Below are 15401 nucleotides of genomic sequence, written 5' to 3' on the forward strand. Positions count from 1 at the left end.
ATCCTGAGTGTGTGCCCGTTTGCCGATAGCCAGACGAAGCGGCGAAATCCGCTTTTGGACCAGGGGGATGCGCTGCAGCGCACAATCCTGGCGACGGTGCCTGATGCCCTGATCGTGATTGATGAACAGGGCACCATCCTGCTGTTTTCCGAAACGGCAGCGCGCATGTTCGGCTATGCCGATGATGAGGCGATCGGCCAGAATGTGAAGATCCTTATGCCGAACCCGGACCGGGACCGGCACGACGATTATATGCAACATTATATGGACACCGGCGAAGCGCACATCATCGGCATCGGCCGGGTGACCAACGCGCGCCGCCGTGATGGCAGCACCTTTCCCATCGAGCTGGCAATCGGCGAGGCAGTGACCGAGCATGGTCGGCTGTTCACCGGCTTCATCCGCGATCTGACCGAGGTGCAGCGGGCGGAGCGCCGGCTGAACGATTTGCAGACCGAATTGTCCCACATCAGCCGGGTTTCGGCGATGGGCAGCCTGGCCAGTGCGCTGGCGCATGAACTGAACCAGCCGCTCACCGCCATCACCAGCTATGCCGAGGGTGCGCGCAGCCTGCTGGGCGATGACGGCACACCGGCGGCCGACCATATCGAGATGGTGCGTGAGGCCCTGGCCGAAGCCAGTGTGCAGGCCCTGCGCGCCGGGCAGATCGTGCGGCGCCTGCGCGAATTCATCAGCCGGGGTGACAGCGAAAAGCGGGTGGAGCGGCTGCGCCGGCTGGTAACGGAAGCCTCGGCCCTGGCGCTGACCGGCACCGGCACGACCGGGCTTGATTTCAACCTGCGGCTCGATACGTCCGCCGATCTGGTGCTGGTGGACCGGATCCAGATCCAGCAGGTGCTGCTGAACCTGATCCGCAATGCGGTGGAAGCCATGCAGCAAAGCCGGCGCCAGATGCTTGATATCCGCAGCCGCCGCTCGGGGCGCGACATGGTGGAAGTGATCGTGGCCGACAGTGGCCCCGGCTTGTCACCCGAAATTGCTGCCGTGTTGTTCCAGCCGTTCAACACGTCGAAGGAAAAGGGGATGGGGCTGGGCCTTTCGATCAGCCGCACCATCGTGGAGGCGCATGGCGGCCGCATCTGGGCCGAACCATCGGAATATGGCGGCACCGCTTTCCATTTCACGCTGCCATTGGCTGAGGAGCCGGGGGATGTCTGACAGGCAAATCTATCTGGTGGATGACGAGGCGCCGGTCCGGCGATCCCTGGGGTTCATGCTCAAGACCTCGGGCTATGAGGTGGAGCAGTTTGAAAGCGGCGAGGCGTTTCTGAAGGCGGCCGGGCAACTGGCGCCGGGCTGTGTGCTGCTGGATGTGCGCCTGGGCGGGCTCGACGGGCTGGCGGTGCAGCAGGCCCTGAAGGATCGCGGCATCATGCTGCCGGTGATCATCATCACCGGCCACGGCGATGTGGGCCTGGCGGTGCGGGCGATGAAGGCCGGCGCGGTGGATTTCCTGGAAAAGCCCTTTGAAAAGACAGCGGTCGTTGCCGCCATCGATCAGGCGCTGGCGCGCAATCAGGGCCGGGCCGAGCTGGAGCGCCTGGCTGATCAGGCCCGAGCCCAGCTGAACGGACTGACCCCGCGCGAACGCGATGTACTGAACGGGCTGGTGGAAGGCCAATCCAACAAGGTCATTGCCTATGATCTGGGCATCAGCCCACGCACGGTGGAGATTCACCGCGCCAATCTGATGTCGAAACTGGGGGTGAACAGCCTTTCCGATGCGCTGAAGATCGCGTTTACGGCCCGTATGGCGGAGTTGGCGGGATCTTCCTCAGCCGAGCCGGCCTGACTTTTTCTGGCGTGGGCAGCCGATGTGGCAGGGGCTGTCGCAATCGGACTTGCCGCCTTTGGCGGGGCTGGCGGGCAGGGTGGTGCCGCTGCACAGGGACAGCAATTGGGTGTTGGCGCGGGCGGGCAGACTGAACGCGGCCAGCGCCAGCGCGATCAGCGCTGGCAAATAGGCAAGTGGTTCATTTCGCAGGGTTTCAGGGCGCATCGGCTGGGCCTTCCTCATCGATGAGGATGCGCAGTGCGGCGCCGTCGAGATCGTCGAACTGGCCGCGGCCCACAGCCCAGAAGAAGGCAAACAGACCCAGGAGGCCAAGGCCGAGCGCGATGGGGATCAGCAGGAGTATCCCGTTCATTTTGCAGCGCCTTTCAGCCTGAGGGCATTGGCAATCACGATCACCGAGCTGCCCGACATGGCCAGTGCGGCAACCAGGGGGGTAACAAGGCCGAAGATGGCCAGCGGCACGGCGACGACATTATAGGCGATGGCCAGCGCAAAATTCTGGCGCACAATTGCCTGTGTCGTGCGCGCAACCTGCACGGCCGTGGCAACCGGGGCCAGGCTGGTGCCCAGAAACACCGCATCGGCGGCATTCTGGCTGGCATCGGCGGCCGATCCCGGCGCCATCGAAACATGGCCGGCGGCCAGCGCCGGGCCGTCGTTGAGACCATCGCCCACCATCAGCACGCGGCGGCCTTCGCCGACCAGTGCCTTGATGCGCGCCAGCTTGCCGGCGGGATCGAGCCCGCCTTCGGCCGGGATGCCGAGCACGGCGCCAACGGCGGCAACCGGGGCCGCGCGGTCGCCCGACAGGATGCGGGCGGGCAGGCCCAGCCCGGCCAGGCTCGCCAGCGTGGCAGCCGATGCCGGGCGCAGCGGATCGGCAAAGCGGATCAGGCGTTCGGGGGTGCTGCCGATCTGCAGCGCGGCAGCGATATCGGCGCTTGCGCTGGCCGGGCGGCCAAGGCGGACGATCTGGCCCTGCCATTGGCCGGTGAGGCCTTCGCCCGGGGTTTCGCTGATCAACGTCACCCGCGCCGGCACGACGCCATTGGCGGTCAGCGCCCGGCGCAGCGCTTCGGACAGCGGGTGGCGGCTGCACTGGGCCAGGGCCAGCGCGATGCCGGCGGCTTCGGCCGGCAGCATGTGAAGGTCCAGCGGTTCGGGCTGGCCAATGGTGAGCGTGCCTGTCTTGTCGAACACCGCCACATCGGCTTCGGCCAACCGTTCCAGCGCGCTGCCATCCTTGACCAGCACGCCCACCCGCATCAGCGCGCCGCTGGCGACGATCTGCGCGGCAGGCACGGCCAGGCCCAACGCGCAGGGGCAAGTAATGATCAGCACCGCCACCGCGATCAACAACGCCTGGTGCCAGCCGGCGCCGGCCAGCATCCAGCCAATGAAGCTGAGCGCGGCCAGCGTGTGGACGGCCGGTGCATAGAGCCGGGCGGCGCGATCGGCGATGCGGACATAGCGGGAGCGGCCCTGCGCTGCATCCTGCATCAGCCTAGCGATATCAGCGATGCTGGTATCGCTGCCGGCCGCGGTGACGGCGACGGTGACGGCAGCGCCGGTGTTGAGCGTGCCGGCCAACACCCGACCGCCGGGGCCAACAGCGACGGGCATGGCTTCGCCGGTGATCAGTGACTGGTCGAAATGGCTGCGGCCATCGAGTATGACGCCATCGGCCGCCAGCCGTTCGCCGGCCGCGACCAGCATGGTCATGCCCGGCCGGATGGCGCTGGCGGCGACCCAGTGCGAGCGGCCATCGTCTTCAACGATCAGCGCGCCCGACGCCATGTGCTTGAGCAGGGCCGACACGCCATCGCGGGCCCGGTCACGCATCACAGCATCCAGCCAGCGCCCGGCCAGCAGGAAAAACAGCAGCATCACCGCGCTGTCGAAATAGGCGTGGTGGCCGTGGGTGATGGTTTCAAACAGCGACAGGGCGGTGGCCAGGGCGACGCCGATGGAGATCGGCACATCCATGTTGGTGTGGCCGGCCTTCAGCGCCCGTGCCGCCGAGCGGAAGAAGGGCTGACCGGCATAGGCGACGGTGGGCAGGGCGATGAGGGCGGACAGCCAGTGGAACAGGTCGCGCGTGATGCCGCCGGCGCCCGACCAGACCGAGACGGAGAGCAGCATGATGTTCATGGCGGCAAAGCCGGCGACGGCCAGCGCCTTGACCAAGCTGCGCGCCTCACTGTCGGGCCCGGCCAGCGCGTCACCAATCGGGCTGGCATCAAAGCCCAGATCGGCAAAGGCCTTGACCAGCGCCGGGGTGGCCAGCGCCGGATCGTGGGAGAGGTTGACCTGCTTGGTAGTGAAGTTCACCCGGGCGGCGGCCACGCCAGGCACGGCAGCAAGGCCGTTTTCCAGCTTGGCGATGCAGCCGGCGCAGCGCATGCCGGGCACGGCAAAGCGGCTGCTGGCCAGGGCTTCGCCGGCGAGGTTGGCGCCGAGCGGCCGGTTCATGCCAGCACCTCGGCAACGCGTTTCTGATTGGCACCATGGCGGATGGTGAGCCGCACCTGCCAGCGGCCGGCCGGCAGCGCCGTGGTGGCAACCAGGCGGTCGCCGGCATCACTGCGGAAGGCCAACGCGATGTCGGGCGCTCGGCCAAGCGGGTGATGGGCGCTGCCACTGACGGTGAAACCGGTGCCAGGCACCGTCACGACCACATGGCGGCCGGCATCGAGGCTGACAGGGGTGGCCCAGCCCAATTGGTCCTGCGCGCGGGCATCGGCCAGCCAGCGGTTGAATTTCTGGCTGGCGACATAGGAGTTTTCAACCACGGTGCCGCCAAAGGTGCCGCTGGCCAGCCGCGCCATGTGGATATTCACCGCCACCACGATGCCAAAGAAGCCGACCATCACGGCGACCATGTGGCGCCCGGTAAAGCGGGTGTGAGCGATATTCATGGCGCCATTCTCCCTATTGGCGGACGAATTTCAGGTTGTGGGCGGCCGTTTGTGGTGGTGCGTCGGGCTGGGCCGGCTCCAGCGGGCGGGCAATCAGGGCAAAGCCGGTTTCTCCGGCCGGGCCAGCGGGTGCCGCGACATAGAGGTGCAGCCGGGTGGTGGCATCGGCCGCAACATCGATGCGGGTGCTGCGGGCGGCGTCGCGTTTGTCCATCGCGTCGGTCCACAATTTGCCATCCGGCAGGCCGGTCATCGCCAGTTCGATCCGACGCGGGCGGCTTTCCATGTTCCTGAGCTTGATCGTCCAGCCGTTGCGCACCGTGCCGTCGGACATGATGATCATGATGGGATTGCGATCCTGGGCGGCATCGATGGCCAGCCGGGTGCGGCCGCCAAGCGTGAACAGCATGGCGACACCAATGCTGGCCCAGACGGCGAAGTAGATGAGGGTGCGCGGGCGCAGCAGAGTCTTCACCACCGGGGTCGCGGTGCCGCCGGCCAGTTCGCGTCTGTGATCATCGAGGTTCAGATAGTCGATCAGGCCGCGCGGGCGGTTCAGCTTGCCCATCACCTCGTCGCAGGCATCGATGCACAGCGCGCAGTTGATGCAGCCCAGCTGCGGCCCGTTGCGGATATCGATGCCGGTGGGGCAGACCGAGACGCAGGCGTTGCAATCGATGCAGTCCCCGGCCTTGCCGGGCGCCATGGTGGCGGCCTTTTTCAAGCCTTGCGTGCGCGGTTCGCCGCGCCAGTCGCGATAGGTGACGATCAGCGATTTTTCATCGAGCATGGCGGTCTGGATGCGCGGCCAGGGGCACATGTAGATGCACACCTGTTCCCGCATGAAGCCGCCCAGTGTGAAGGTGGTGAAGGTGAGCACGGCGACGGTGGCATAGGCAACGAACGGGGCATCGCCGGCCATGAACTGGCGGGCGAGCGTGGGTGCGTCGGCGAAATAGAAGATCCAGGCCCCGCCGGTGGCGGCCGCGATGACCAGCCACAGGCTCCATTTCGTCAGCCGGCGGCCGAGCTTGGCGGCACTCCACGGCGCGGCGTTCAGCTTCAGCTGGGCGTTGCGGTCCCCGTCGATCCAGCGTTCGACATGTTGGAACAGATCGGTCCAAACGGTTTGCGGGCAGGCATATCCGCACCAGGCCCGGCCCACGGCGGACGTGACGAGGAACAGGCCAATGCCGGCCATGATCAGCAGGCCGGCGACATAATAGAATTCCTGCGGCCAGATTTCGATGTCGAACATGAAGAAGCGGCGGCCGGCCAGATCGATCAGCACCGCCTGATCGGGGGCATGGGTGCCGCGATCCCAGCGCAGCCAGGGCGTGATGTAATATACCGCCAGGCACAAGGCCATCACCGCCCATTTCAGGCGGCGGAACCGTCCGTTCACCACCCGGGGAAAGACCGGCGCGCGCTTCTTGTAAAGGTCGCTCGTGGGATTGATGAGATCAAGAGCGGACATTTGGTTTGCCAGTACCTGCGGTGCCTGTGTCGGCGGCGGCCGTCTGGGCCGGCGCTGCGGGGGGAACAGCGGTTGCGGTCTGGGGTTGCGGCAGGGCTTCGCCACCGCCCAGCGAATGGACATAGGTGGCCAGCATCTTGATGGTGACCGGATCGAGCCGGCCGGCCCAGTGCGGCATGACACCAAAGCGCGCCTTGCTGATCGTCTGGGTCAGGGCGGCGCGATCGCTGCCATAGAGCCAGATGCCGTCGGCAAGATTGGGGGCGCCCATCTCGCGATTGCCCTTGCCGCTTTCGCCGTGGCAGCTGGCACAGTTTTCGGCGAACAGCTGGGCCCCGGCAGCGTTGGGCTTGTCTTGCCCCGACAGCGAGCGGACATGGGTGACAAGCTGCTGGATCTGGCCTTTGGACAGCATGTCGGCAAAGGCCGGCATCTGGCTGTAGCGGGTTTCATCAGACTGGCTGCGGATGCCGTGGCTGATGGTGGTGTGGATCGAAACGATGTCACCGCCCCACAGCCAATCATCATCCTTGAGATTGGGATAGCCCCTGGCGCCGGTGGCGCTGGAGCCGTGGCATTGCACGCAGTTGACCTTGAAGGCGGCGTTGCCCCCTTCGATGGCCGAGCGCATGAGTTGCGGATTGGCGGCAAGATTTTCGACTGGCGTGGCCGCAATGGCGTTGAGCAGCGGCGCCCGCGTCGCCGCTTCGGCCTTGAGCGCGGCATCAAGCTGGCCACGGCTGGACCAGCCGGTCATGCCCGCCACATCCGGGAAGGACGGATAGGCGACCACATAGCCGGCGGCGAACACCACGGTGCCGGCGAAGATATAGACCCACCAGCGCGGCAGCGGCGTGTCCAGTTCCTCGATGCCATCCCATTCGTGGCCAACCAGGTTGGTGCCCGTGGCCTCGTCAACGCGCTTGTTGTGATCAGTCATCAGCGTGACTCCTGAAAATCATGGCTGCGGCTTCGTCGTGGCGGCGCCGCGCGCCGGGCCGGAAGGTCCAGCTGACAAAGCCGAGGAAGAGGAGCGTCATGGCAAGCAGGCCCCAGCTGTCGGCGAAATGGCGCAGGCTTTCATAATCGCTCATTTCGGCTGCTCCTGCGCCTCGGCCGCCTTGAAATCGACCAGGGTACCCAGCATCTGCAGATAGGCGATCAGCGCATCCATTTCGGAGACCATGGCCGGGTTGCCATCGAAATCCCGGGCCTGGGCCTTGGGGAAGCGCGCCTGCAGATCGGATGCATCGGCATCCGCTGTCGCCTGCAGGGTGAGATCGGCGTTGGCGGTGCTGATGTCCTTGTCGGTATAGGGCACGCCGACGTTGCGCAGGGCCTTCAGATGGGCGGCCATGTCGCCGGCGTTCAGCGGCTTTTCGGCCAGGAAGGCATAGGGCGGCATGATCGATTCCGGCACGACGCTGCGCGGATCCTTCAGATGCTCCCGGTGCCATTCGTCCGAATAGCGGCCGCCAACCCGGGCCAGATCGGGCCCGGTGCGCTTGGAGCCCCACTGGAAGGGGTGGTCATACATGCTCTCGGCCGCCAGGCTGTAGTGGCCATAACGTTCCACCTCGTCCTTGAAGGGGCGGACCATCTGGCTGTGGCAGACATAGCAGCCTTCGCGCATATAGATGTTGCGGCCGGCGAGTTCGAGCGGGGTGTAGGGACGTACGCCTTCCACCTTCTCGATGGTGCTGTCGACCCAGAAGAGCGGCGCGATTTCCACGATGCCGCCGATGGCAACGGCAACCAGGGAGCACAGGCCGAGCAACGTGATGTTGCGTTCCAGCGTGCGGTGGGAGAAGCCGGGTTTCTCAGGGGTTTGCGGGTGGGAAGCCATGTGCGTTCTCCCTCATTCAGCCGGTTGCAGGGCGCCGGCAGCCGAAGCCGGTGCGGGCAGGGGACGATCGGCCCTGGCATCGTAGGGCGTCTCGGTCATCGGGGCTTCGGCGCGGATGCGTCCTGCGATGGTCATCGCGATGTTCCAGGCAAAGACCAGGGCGCCCGAGAGGTAAAGCGCGCCGCCAAAGGCCCGCAGCAGGAACATCGGGTGGATGGCAGCCACGGTTTCGGCGAAGCTGTTCACCAGATAGCCATCGGCACCATATTCACGCCACATCAGCCCTTGCGTGATGCCGGCCACCCACATCGAGGCGTTGTAGAAGACGATCCCGCCGGTCGCGAGCCAGAAGTGCCAGTTGATCAGCCGCAGGCTGTACAGGCGCTGGCGGTTCCACAGGCGCGGGGCCAGATAGTACATGCAGGCAAAGGTGATCATGCCGTTCCAGCCAAGCGCGCCGGAGTGGACATGGCCGATCGTCCAGTCGGTATAGTGCGACAGGCTGTTGACCGACTTGATCGACATCATCGGGCCTTCAAAGGTGCTCATGCCGTAGAAGGCGAGGGCCAGAACCATCATGCGGATGATGGGATCGGTGCGGATCTTGTCCCACGCGCCGTTGAGCGTCATCAGGCCGTTGATCATGCCGCCCCACGACGGCATCCACAGCATGACCGAGAACACCATGCCCAGGCTTTGCGCCCAGTCGGGCAACGAGGTGTAGTGCAGGTGGTGCGGACCGGCCCAGATATAGAGGAAGATCAGCGACCAGAAGTGGATGATCGACAGGCGATAGCTGTAGACTGGCCGTTCGGCCTGCTTGGGCACGAAATAGTACATCATGGCCAGGAAGCCGGCGGTGAGGAAGAAGCCCACGGCGTTGTGGCCATACCACCATTGGGTGAGGGCATCCTGCACGCCGGCAAAGGCCGAATAGCTCTTGGCGCCAACCAGGCTGACGGGCAGCGACAGATTGTTGACCAGGTGCAGCATGGCCACGGTGATGATGAAGGCCAGGTAGAACCAATTGGCGACATAGATGTGCGGTTCGCGCCGCTTGATGACCGTGCCGCCAAAGACGATCAGATAGGCGACCCACACGATGGTGAGCCACAGATCGACATACCATTCCGGCTCGGCATATTCCTTGGCCTCGGTGACGCCGAGCAGATAGCCGGTGGCAGCCAGCACGATGAACAGCTGATAGCCCCAGAATACGAAGCGGGCGAGGCTGGGGAAGGCCAGGCGGGCGCGGCAGGTGCGCTGCACGACGAAGAAGCTGGTGCAGAGCAGGGCGTTGCCGCCGAAGGCGAAGATCACCGCCGAGGTGTGCAGCGGCCGCAGCCGGCCGAAGGTGGTGTACTCAAGGTTGAAGTTGAGCACCGGATAAGCCAGCTGGAGCGCGATGAACAGGCCGGCCAGCAGCCCGACCACGCCCCAGAAGGTGGTGGCGATCACGCCCCAGCGCACCGGCGCGTCATCATAAACGCTTTCATCGTGCCCAAGCCGGGCGGTGACATCGGATGTGGCCATCACCGCCAGCGCCGCGATCAACGCGGCCAGCGCCATGATGCCCATGTGAATGGCAAAGGCCGTATCCTGGGCCTGGGCCATGGCAACCAGCGCCAAGACCATCGCCAGAAACAGGCCGCCGGATTTTGCCAGCGTCGCAGGCATGCGTGCCCCCTTTTTGCAAGTTCGGTGGCCGATGTTTCGCGCCGGATGCTGCGCTGCGGGAATACGGGCTTGCCCTATTAGGTAATGGTCCGGAGGCGCTTTCCGGGCGGGATTGACCTACATCAAATCAGGCTCGCGCCATTTGTGCGGGCCGTTTCGGCTGCCGTGGGGTGGCGGAAGGCTGCGTATGCACCAACTCGCCATTGTCTATGACCACCCGCGCTGGTTCCAGCCGATGTTTGCCGCGCTGGAACGCGCCGGCATTGACTATGTGGCGGTGCACACCGATGGCCATGGCTTTGATCCGATTGGCGGGCAGCCGCCAGCGCCGGTGATTTTCAACCGGGTGGCCATGGGCGGCTATCGGGTGGGGCGCGGGCATCCGGTGTTCTATGCGATGGCCCTGCTCGATCACTGGGCGGGGCAGGGGGCGCTGGTGCTGAATGGCACAAATGCCATGGCCATCGATGCAAGCAAGGCGCGGCAGTTGGCGCTGATCAACCGGTTGGGCCTGGGCGCGCCGGCCACGCGGGTGGTGCACGATGTGCCGGCCCTGATGGCGGCGGCGCGAACCGTGGGCTTTCCGCTTGTGGTCAAGGCCGATATCGGCGGATCGAGTTCGGGCATCCTGCGCTTTGATTGTGTTGAGGATCTGGCCGATGCCGCCAATGCCGGACGGCTGCCGCAAACCGCCAATGGTGTGTGGCTATGCCAGGCGCTGGTGCGGCCGCGCGGCGGGCTGGTGACCCGGATCGAGGTGCTGGGCGGGCGCTATCTTTATGGCCTGGACGTGGCCGCCGCCGATGATGCCCTGGCCATCGATTCCCCCGATGCCCGGGTGCAGCGGCTGGCGACGCGGCGACGCATGCGGGCCGAACCGCCACCGGCGCTGATTTCCGCGGCCGAGATGCTGGCGCGCGAAGCCGGCATGGAAGCCTGCGGGATCGAATATATGATCGATGATCGCTGCGGCACCGCGCGTTTTCACGATATCAATGGCCTGTCGATGTTTGTCGACAATCCGATGGATGTGCTGGGCTGGGATCCGCACGACCGGCTGGTCGAGCGCCTGTGGCATCATATCCGCCGCATGGGCGGTTAGTTGCCGCCCGCCGGCGCCGGCATTATGCCGCTGCGGTGATTGATCCCCGCCGCCCGTTCCTGCTGCTCGACAATGCCGCAACCGGCGAGGCGTGGCTGCTCGACGAGCTGGCCGAAGCCTTGTCGATCACCGGCCCCGAAGCCGTGGCCCCGGCCATCGCGCGGCTGGCCACCCCTGGCCCCTGGGGCGGGTTTCTGGGCTATGAGGCCGGCTATGCCCTGGAGCCCCGTCTGGCCGGGCTGCACCGCCCGCCGCCAATCGGGCAGACGCTGGGCTGGTTCGGCCGCTTTGGCCGGGCTGTGCCAGTCGATGCGGCGGTCGTGCTGGCGGCTGCCGAAGGGCCGGCCAGTGTCGGCTCCCTGATGCCGCTGCTCGATCAGGCCGGCCATTCAGCCGCGCTGGCCCGGTTGCAGCACTGGATCGCGGCCGGGGATATTTATCAGGGCAATCTCACCTTTCCGGCCGAGGTTGCGGTTTCCGGCCAGCCGCTGGCGCTGTATCGCCGCCTGCGCGCCGGCTCGCAAGCGCCCCATGGCGCGCTGCTGTTCACTGGCGATCTGTGGCTTCTGTCCTTCTCGCCAGAGCTGTTCTTCCGCATGGCCGGCCGCCATTTGGAAACCCGGCCGATGAAGGGCACGGCGCGGCGCGGGCGCTTTGCGGCCGAAGATCAGGCGCTTCGCGCTGCGCTGGCGACCAGCCCCAAGGATCGCGCCGAAAATCTGATGATCACCGATCTGTTGCGCAACGATCTCTCCCGCGTTGGCAGCGACGTTGCGGTGCCGGCACTGTTTGATGTGGAGGCCTATCCCACGGTCTGGCAGATGACCTCCACTGTCACCGCTCAGGCCCGGCCGGGCGCCACAGCGGCCGATGTGTTCACCGCGCTCTTCCCCTGCGGCTCCGTCACCGGCGCGCCCAAGATACGGGCGATGCAGTGCCTGGCCGAGCTGGAGCCGGCACCCCGCGGCGCCTATTGCGGGGCCATCGGCGCGGTCTTTGCTCCCACCGAGGCGCATTTCAATGTCGCCATCCGCACCCTGGCCTGGCCGGTGGGCAGCACCACCGCCCGGCTGGGGCTGGGCAGCGGCATCGTCGCCGACAGTGCAGCCGATGCCGAATGGGCCGAATGCCTGGCCAAGGCCGCCTTTCTGCACCGCCGGCCACCGCCTGATCTGATCGAAACCATGCGGGTGGCCGATGGCACTCTGCCTGATCTGGCGTGGCATCTCGACCGGCTGGCGGCCAGCGCCGCGCATCTGGGCCACCGGCTCGACCAGCCGGCGCTGGCCGCCGCGTTGCTGCCGCTTGTGGCCGGCCACGACGGTCGCGCCCGGCTGCTGCTAGCACCATCGGGGGCGTGGAGCCTGCACCTGTCACCCCCGCCGCCACCACTGCCCGATCCGCTGCCGGTGGCGCTGGTGCCGCTGCCGGTGGCCGGCGATGACTGGCGGCTGTGCCACAAGACCAGCGACCGCGCCTTTTACGACGACGCCCGCCGGACCAGCGGCGCGGCCGAGGTGGTCTTCGTCCGGCCCGATGGCCTGGTCACCGAAGGCAGCTTCACCAACCTGTTTGTCCAGCGCGACGGCCGCCTCCTCACGCCACTGGCCAGCCTGGGCCTGCTGCCCGGCGTGTTGCGCGCCCGGCTGCTGGCCAGTGGCGAGGCGATGGAGGCTCCCGTCACGGCCGCCGATCTGGCCGACGGCTTTTTCCTTGGCAACGGCTTGCGCGGCCTGATCCGGGCGCGATTGCGCGCTTCGCCGGTTGCGCTGCAACAAACTGGCGCTTAAGGGCTGCGGCGCGAAAGGAAGCCTCCATGAACCGCACCTCTGCTGCCATCAACCGCATCCAGCCGTCGCCCACCATCGCCGTCACCAACAAGGCGGCGGAGCTGAAGCGGCAGGGCCGTGACGTGATCGGCCTGGGCGCGGGCGAACCCGATTTCGACACGCCGGATTTCGTCAAGGAAGCCGCCATTGCCGCCATCCGCGCCGGCCAGACCAAATATACCGGGGTGGATGGCACGCCCGAATGCAAGGCAGCCGTGCAGGCCAAGTTCAAGCGCGACAACAAGCTGGATTATGCCCTGGATCAGATCAGCATCAATTCGGGCGGCAAGCACACCATCTTCAACGCGCTGCTGGCCACGCTCGATCCCGGTGACGAGGTGATCATCCCGGCGCCCTATTGGGTGTCCTACCCCGATATCGTCATGCTGGCCGGTGCCACCCCGGTGGTGGTGCCGTGCGGCGTCGCCCAGAATTTCAAGATGACCCCGGCCCAGCTCGACGCGGCGATCACGCCGAACACCCGCTGGCTGATCTTCAACTCCCCCAGCAACCCCACCGGTGCCGCCTATACCCGCGCCGAGCTGAAGGCGCTGGCCGATGTGCTGATGCGCCACCCGCATGTGCTGGTGCTGGCCGACGACATGTATGAGCATATCGTCTATGACGATTTCGATTTCGGCACCCTGGCCGAGATCGAACCCGGCCTGTATGACCGCACGCTCACCGTGAACGGTGCGTCCAAGGCCTATGCCATGACCGGCTGGCGCATCGGCTTTGCCGGTGGCCCGGCCTGGATCATCAAGGCGATGGCCAAGCTGCAATCCCAATCCACCTCCAATCCCTGCTCCATCTCCATGGCGGCGACCGTGGCGGCGCTGAACGGGAACCAGAGCTTCCTGAAAGAGCGCAACGCCGCCTTCCAGCGCCGGCGCGATCTGGTTGTCTCCATGCTCAACCAGACGCCGGGCCTGATCTGCCCGCGGCCCGAAGGCGCATTCTATGTCTATCCCGACTGTTCGGGCCTGATCGGCAAGACGACGCCGGGCGGCAAGGTCTTGCATAACGACGAGGATGTGGCGGCCTATCTGCTGGAGGCCGAAGGCGTTGCCGTGGTGCATGGCGCGGCCTTTGGCGGGTCGCCGGCCTTCCGCATCAGCTATGCCACCGCCGATGCCGTGCTGGAAGAAGCCTGCAAGCGCATCCAGCGGGCGGTGGGTAATCTGGTCTGAATGCCCGGTTCACCCCGGCGGATTTGACACAATTGACAGATTCGCCGGAAATGGAGACTATTTTTGCTGACAAAATCGGCGCGTCGACACGGGTCAACAATGCCATATCCCGCCCATGTAGGACAGCCCAACTGACAAATCCTCCCCCTGTGCGGGAGGTGCCCGCAGGGCGGAGGGGGGCGCCAGAGCCGCGCGCCGGCCCCCTCCGCCGCCCTCCGGTCGGCACCTCCCCCAGCGGGGGAGGATCATCCATCCCGAGGCCCGCTGATGCGCATTGCCCTGTATGAACCGGAAATCGCCGGCAATGTGGGCGCCGTGCTGCGGCTGGGCGCGTGCCTCGGCGTGCCCGTCGATCTGATCGAGCCCATGGGCTTTGTGTGGGACGACAGGCGCGTGCGCCGCGCCGCCATGGATTATATCGACCATGTGACGGTGACGCGCCACGCCAGCTGGGCCGATTTCCTCGCCCGCCACAGTGGCGCGCGGCTGGTGCTGCTCACCAGCAAGGCCAGCCAATCGCCCTATGATTTTGCCTTCCAGGCCGATGATATCCTGTTGTTCGGCCGGGAAAGCGCTGGCGTGCCCGATGCGGTGGCGGATTGCTGCCCCCACCGCCTGCGCCTGCCGATGCAACCCGGTGTGCGCTCGTTCAACCTCGCCATGTCGGCCGGGATCGCCGTGTCCGAAGCCTTGCGCCAAACCGGCCAGCTGCCTGCGGCCTGAGCGCCCGCATCAGCGCGGCACCGCAAACCAGATCACATGGGCAGCGCCCTTGCCATTCTCGCGCGCCCGCACTGACACCGTGTCCACAGCGAAGCCAGCCCGTTCCAGCCGGCGGCCAAAGGCCGGATCGGGCGCGGCCGACCAGATCGCCAACACCCCGCCCGGCCGCAGCGCCCGTCGCGCCACCGCCAGCCCCCGCGCGCCATAGAGCCCGTCATTGGCCGCACGGGTCAGGCCATCGGGGCCATTGTCCACATCCAGCAGGATCGCATCATAACGGCCCGCCCCCTGGTCCATCACCGCGCCGACATCGCCCATCACCAGCGTCACCCGCCGATCATCCAGGCAACCCGCCGCCACCGCCGCCATCGGCCCACGTGCCCATTCGATGATGCCCGGCACCAGCTCCGCCACCGTCACCCGCGCCTCCGCCCCCAGCCGGCCGAGCACCGCCCGCAAGGTGAACCCCATGCCATACCCACCCACCAGCACATGCGGGGCCGCCCGCCCGGCCAACCGGTCACAGGCCATGGTGCCCAACGCCACCTCCGACCCATGCTGCCGCGTGCTCATCAACTCGTTGCGATCCAGCACGATCATGAAATCATCACCCCGCCGGAACAACCGCAGCGGCGGCCCACCCGGCACCTCGGCCACACCCACGAGTTCCCGCGGGATCATCCGGCGGTGATTGCGGTTGCTGTCATGCGCGCATCTCCTTGGCGGCGAGGCATGGCAGAGGCGGGGCGCTGGGGCCAGCGGGATTTTGGTCGAAAGGAAGGGGGCCTCCGCCCCGGATCAAGCAACCGTGGAGGCTTTGAGT

16 protein-coding genes are annotated in these 15401 nt (G+C 66.4%); 6 read left to right on the forward strand and 10 right to left on the reverse strand.

Annotated elements, in window-relative coordinates; translation table 11 throughout:
• Positions 1-54 precede the first annotated feature (54 nt).
• Together CHU93_RS02900 and CHU93_RS02905 are read left to right on the forward strand one after the other, a co-directional pair.
• Positions 55-1179: a sensor histidine kinase gene (locus CHU93_RS02900; RefSeq protein WP_243375137.1), complete on the forward strand. Its 1125-nt coding sequence runs from the start codon at positions 55-57 to the stop codon at positions 1177-1179.
• The gene (locus tag CHU93_RS02905) at positions 1172-1813 is read left to right on the forward strand and encodes a response regulator transcription factor (RefSeq protein WP_094472687.1); all 642 of its coding nucleotides are present in this window, start codon (positions 1172-1174) and stop codon (positions 1811-1813) included. Before CHU93_RS02900 ends, CHU93_RS02905 begins: the two co-directional genes overlap by 8 nt.
• On the opposite strand, the gene CHU93_RS02910 is transcribed toward CHU93_RS02905, so the two are convergent.
• Genes CHU93_RS02910 through ccoN form a run of 9 tightly spaced genes read right to left on the reverse strand, consistent with a single transcriptional unit; the run spans position 1796 to position 9734 of the window.
• Positions 1796-2020: a hypothetical protein gene (locus tag CHU93_RS02910; protein ID WP_094472688.1), complete on the reverse strand. Its 225-nt coding sequence runs from the start codon at positions 2018-2020 to the stop codon at positions 1796-1798. The genes CHU93_RS02905 and CHU93_RS02910 overlap by 18 nt on opposite strands.
• Positions 2010-2168, reverse strand: coding sequence for a cbb3-type cytochrome oxidase assembly protein CcoS (ccoS, locus tag CHU93_RS02915; protein ID WP_086117297.1), 159 nt, complete (start codon positions 2166-2168; stop codon positions 2010-2012). Before ccoS ends, CHU93_RS02910 begins: the two co-directional genes overlap by 11 nt.
• On the reverse strand, positions 2165-4288 hold the full coding sequence (locus CHU93_RS02920; RefSeq protein ID WP_094472689.1) for a heavy metal translocating P-type ATPase: 2124 nt from the start codon (positions 4286-4288) through the stop codon (positions 2165-2167). The genes ccoS and CHU93_RS02920 overlap by 4 nt, the downstream gene beginning before the upstream one ends.
• On the reverse strand, positions 4285-4734 hold the full coding sequence (locus tag CHU93_RS02925) for a FixH family protein (protein WP_094472690.1): 450 nt from the start codon (positions 4732-4734) through the stop codon (positions 4285-4287). The genes CHU93_RS02920 and CHU93_RS02925 overlap by 4 nt, the downstream gene beginning before the upstream one ends.
• Before the next feature lie 13 nt (positions 4735-4747).
• Positions 4748-6211 (reverse strand): cytochrome c oxidase accessory protein CcoG, encoded by a 1464-nt coding sequence (ccoG, locus tag CHU93_RS02930; RefSeq protein WP_094472691.1) that lies wholly within the window; start codon positions 6209-6211, stop codon positions 4748-4750.
• Positions 6198-7151: a cytochrome-c oxidase, cbb3-type subunit III gene (ccoP, locus tag CHU93_RS02935; RefSeq protein ID WP_094472692.1), complete on the reverse strand. Its 954-nt coding sequence runs from the start codon at positions 7149-7151 to the stop codon at positions 6198-6200. Before ccoP ends, ccoG begins: the two co-directional genes overlap by 14 nt.
• Positions 7144-7305 carry a cbb3-type cytochrome c oxidase subunit 3 gene (locus CHU93_RS02940; RefSeq protein ID WP_094472693.1) on the reverse strand — a complete coding sequence of 54 codons (162 nt, stop codon included), beginning with the start codon at positions 7303-7305 and terminating at the stop codon, positions 7144-7146. The genes ccoP and CHU93_RS02940 overlap by 8 nt, the downstream gene beginning before the upstream one ends.
• On the reverse strand, positions 7302-8057 hold the full coding sequence (gene ccoO, locus CHU93_RS02945; protein WP_086117303.1) for a cytochrome-c oxidase, cbb3-type subunit II: 756 nt from the start codon (positions 8055-8057) through the stop codon (positions 7302-7304). Before ccoO ends, CHU93_RS02940 begins: the two co-directional genes overlap by 4 nt.
• Positions 8058-8069: 12 nt before the next feature.
• Positions 8070-9734, reverse strand: coding sequence for a cytochrome-c oxidase, cbb3-type subunit I (ccoN, locus tag CHU93_RS02950; protein WP_094472694.1), 1665 nt, complete (start codon positions 9732-9734; stop codon positions 8070-8072).
• Positions 9735-9921: 187 nt separating this feature from the next.
• Here ccoN and CHU93_RS02955 point away from each other — a divergent pair, with 187 nt between their 5' ends.
• From CHU93_RS02955 to CHU93_RS02970, 4 genes are all read left to right on the forward strand, one after another.
• Positions 9922-10836 (forward strand): ATP-grasp domain-containing protein, encoded by a 915-nt coding sequence (locus CHU93_RS02955; protein ID WP_094472695.1) that lies wholly within the window; start codon positions 9922-9924, stop codon positions 10834-10836.
• A 35-nt stretch (positions 10837-10871) separates the two neighbouring features.
• A complete protein-coding gene (gene pabB / locus CHU93_RS02960; protein ID WP_243375140.1) occupies positions 10872-12626 on the forward strand; it encodes an aminodeoxychorismate synthase component I in 1755 nt (584 codons plus the stop codon).
• A gap of 26 nt (positions 12627-12652) precedes the next feature.
• Positions 12653-13855, forward strand: coding sequence for a pyridoxal phosphate-dependent aminotransferase (locus tag CHU93_RS02965; protein WP_094472697.1), 1203 nt, complete (start codon positions 12653-12655; stop codon positions 13853-13855).
• 267 nt (positions 13856-14122) lie between these two features.
• Entirely contained in the window at positions 14123-14578 is a 456-nt protein-coding gene (locus CHU93_RS02970) for a tRNA (cytidine(34)-2'-O)-methyltransferase (protein ID WP_094472698.1), read from the forward strand.
• Positions 14579-14587: 9 nt separating this feature from the next.
• Here CHU93_RS02970 and CHU93_RS02975 read toward each other — a convergent pair whose 3' ends face one another.
• Complete coding sequence (locus CHU93_RS02975) at positions 14588-15259, reverse strand: spermidine synthase (protein ID WP_094472699.1); 672 nt, start codon at positions 15257-15259, stop codon at positions 14588-14590.
• Positions 15260-15401 lie beyond the last annotated feature (142 nt).

Origin of the sequence: Sandarakinorhabdus cyanobacteriorum (assembly GCF_002251755.1) — a bacterium.
GTDB classification, from domain to species: Bacteria; Pseudomonadota; Alphaproteobacteria; order Sphingomonadales; family Sphingomonadaceae; genus Sandarakinorhabdus; species Sandarakinorhabdus cyanobacteriorum.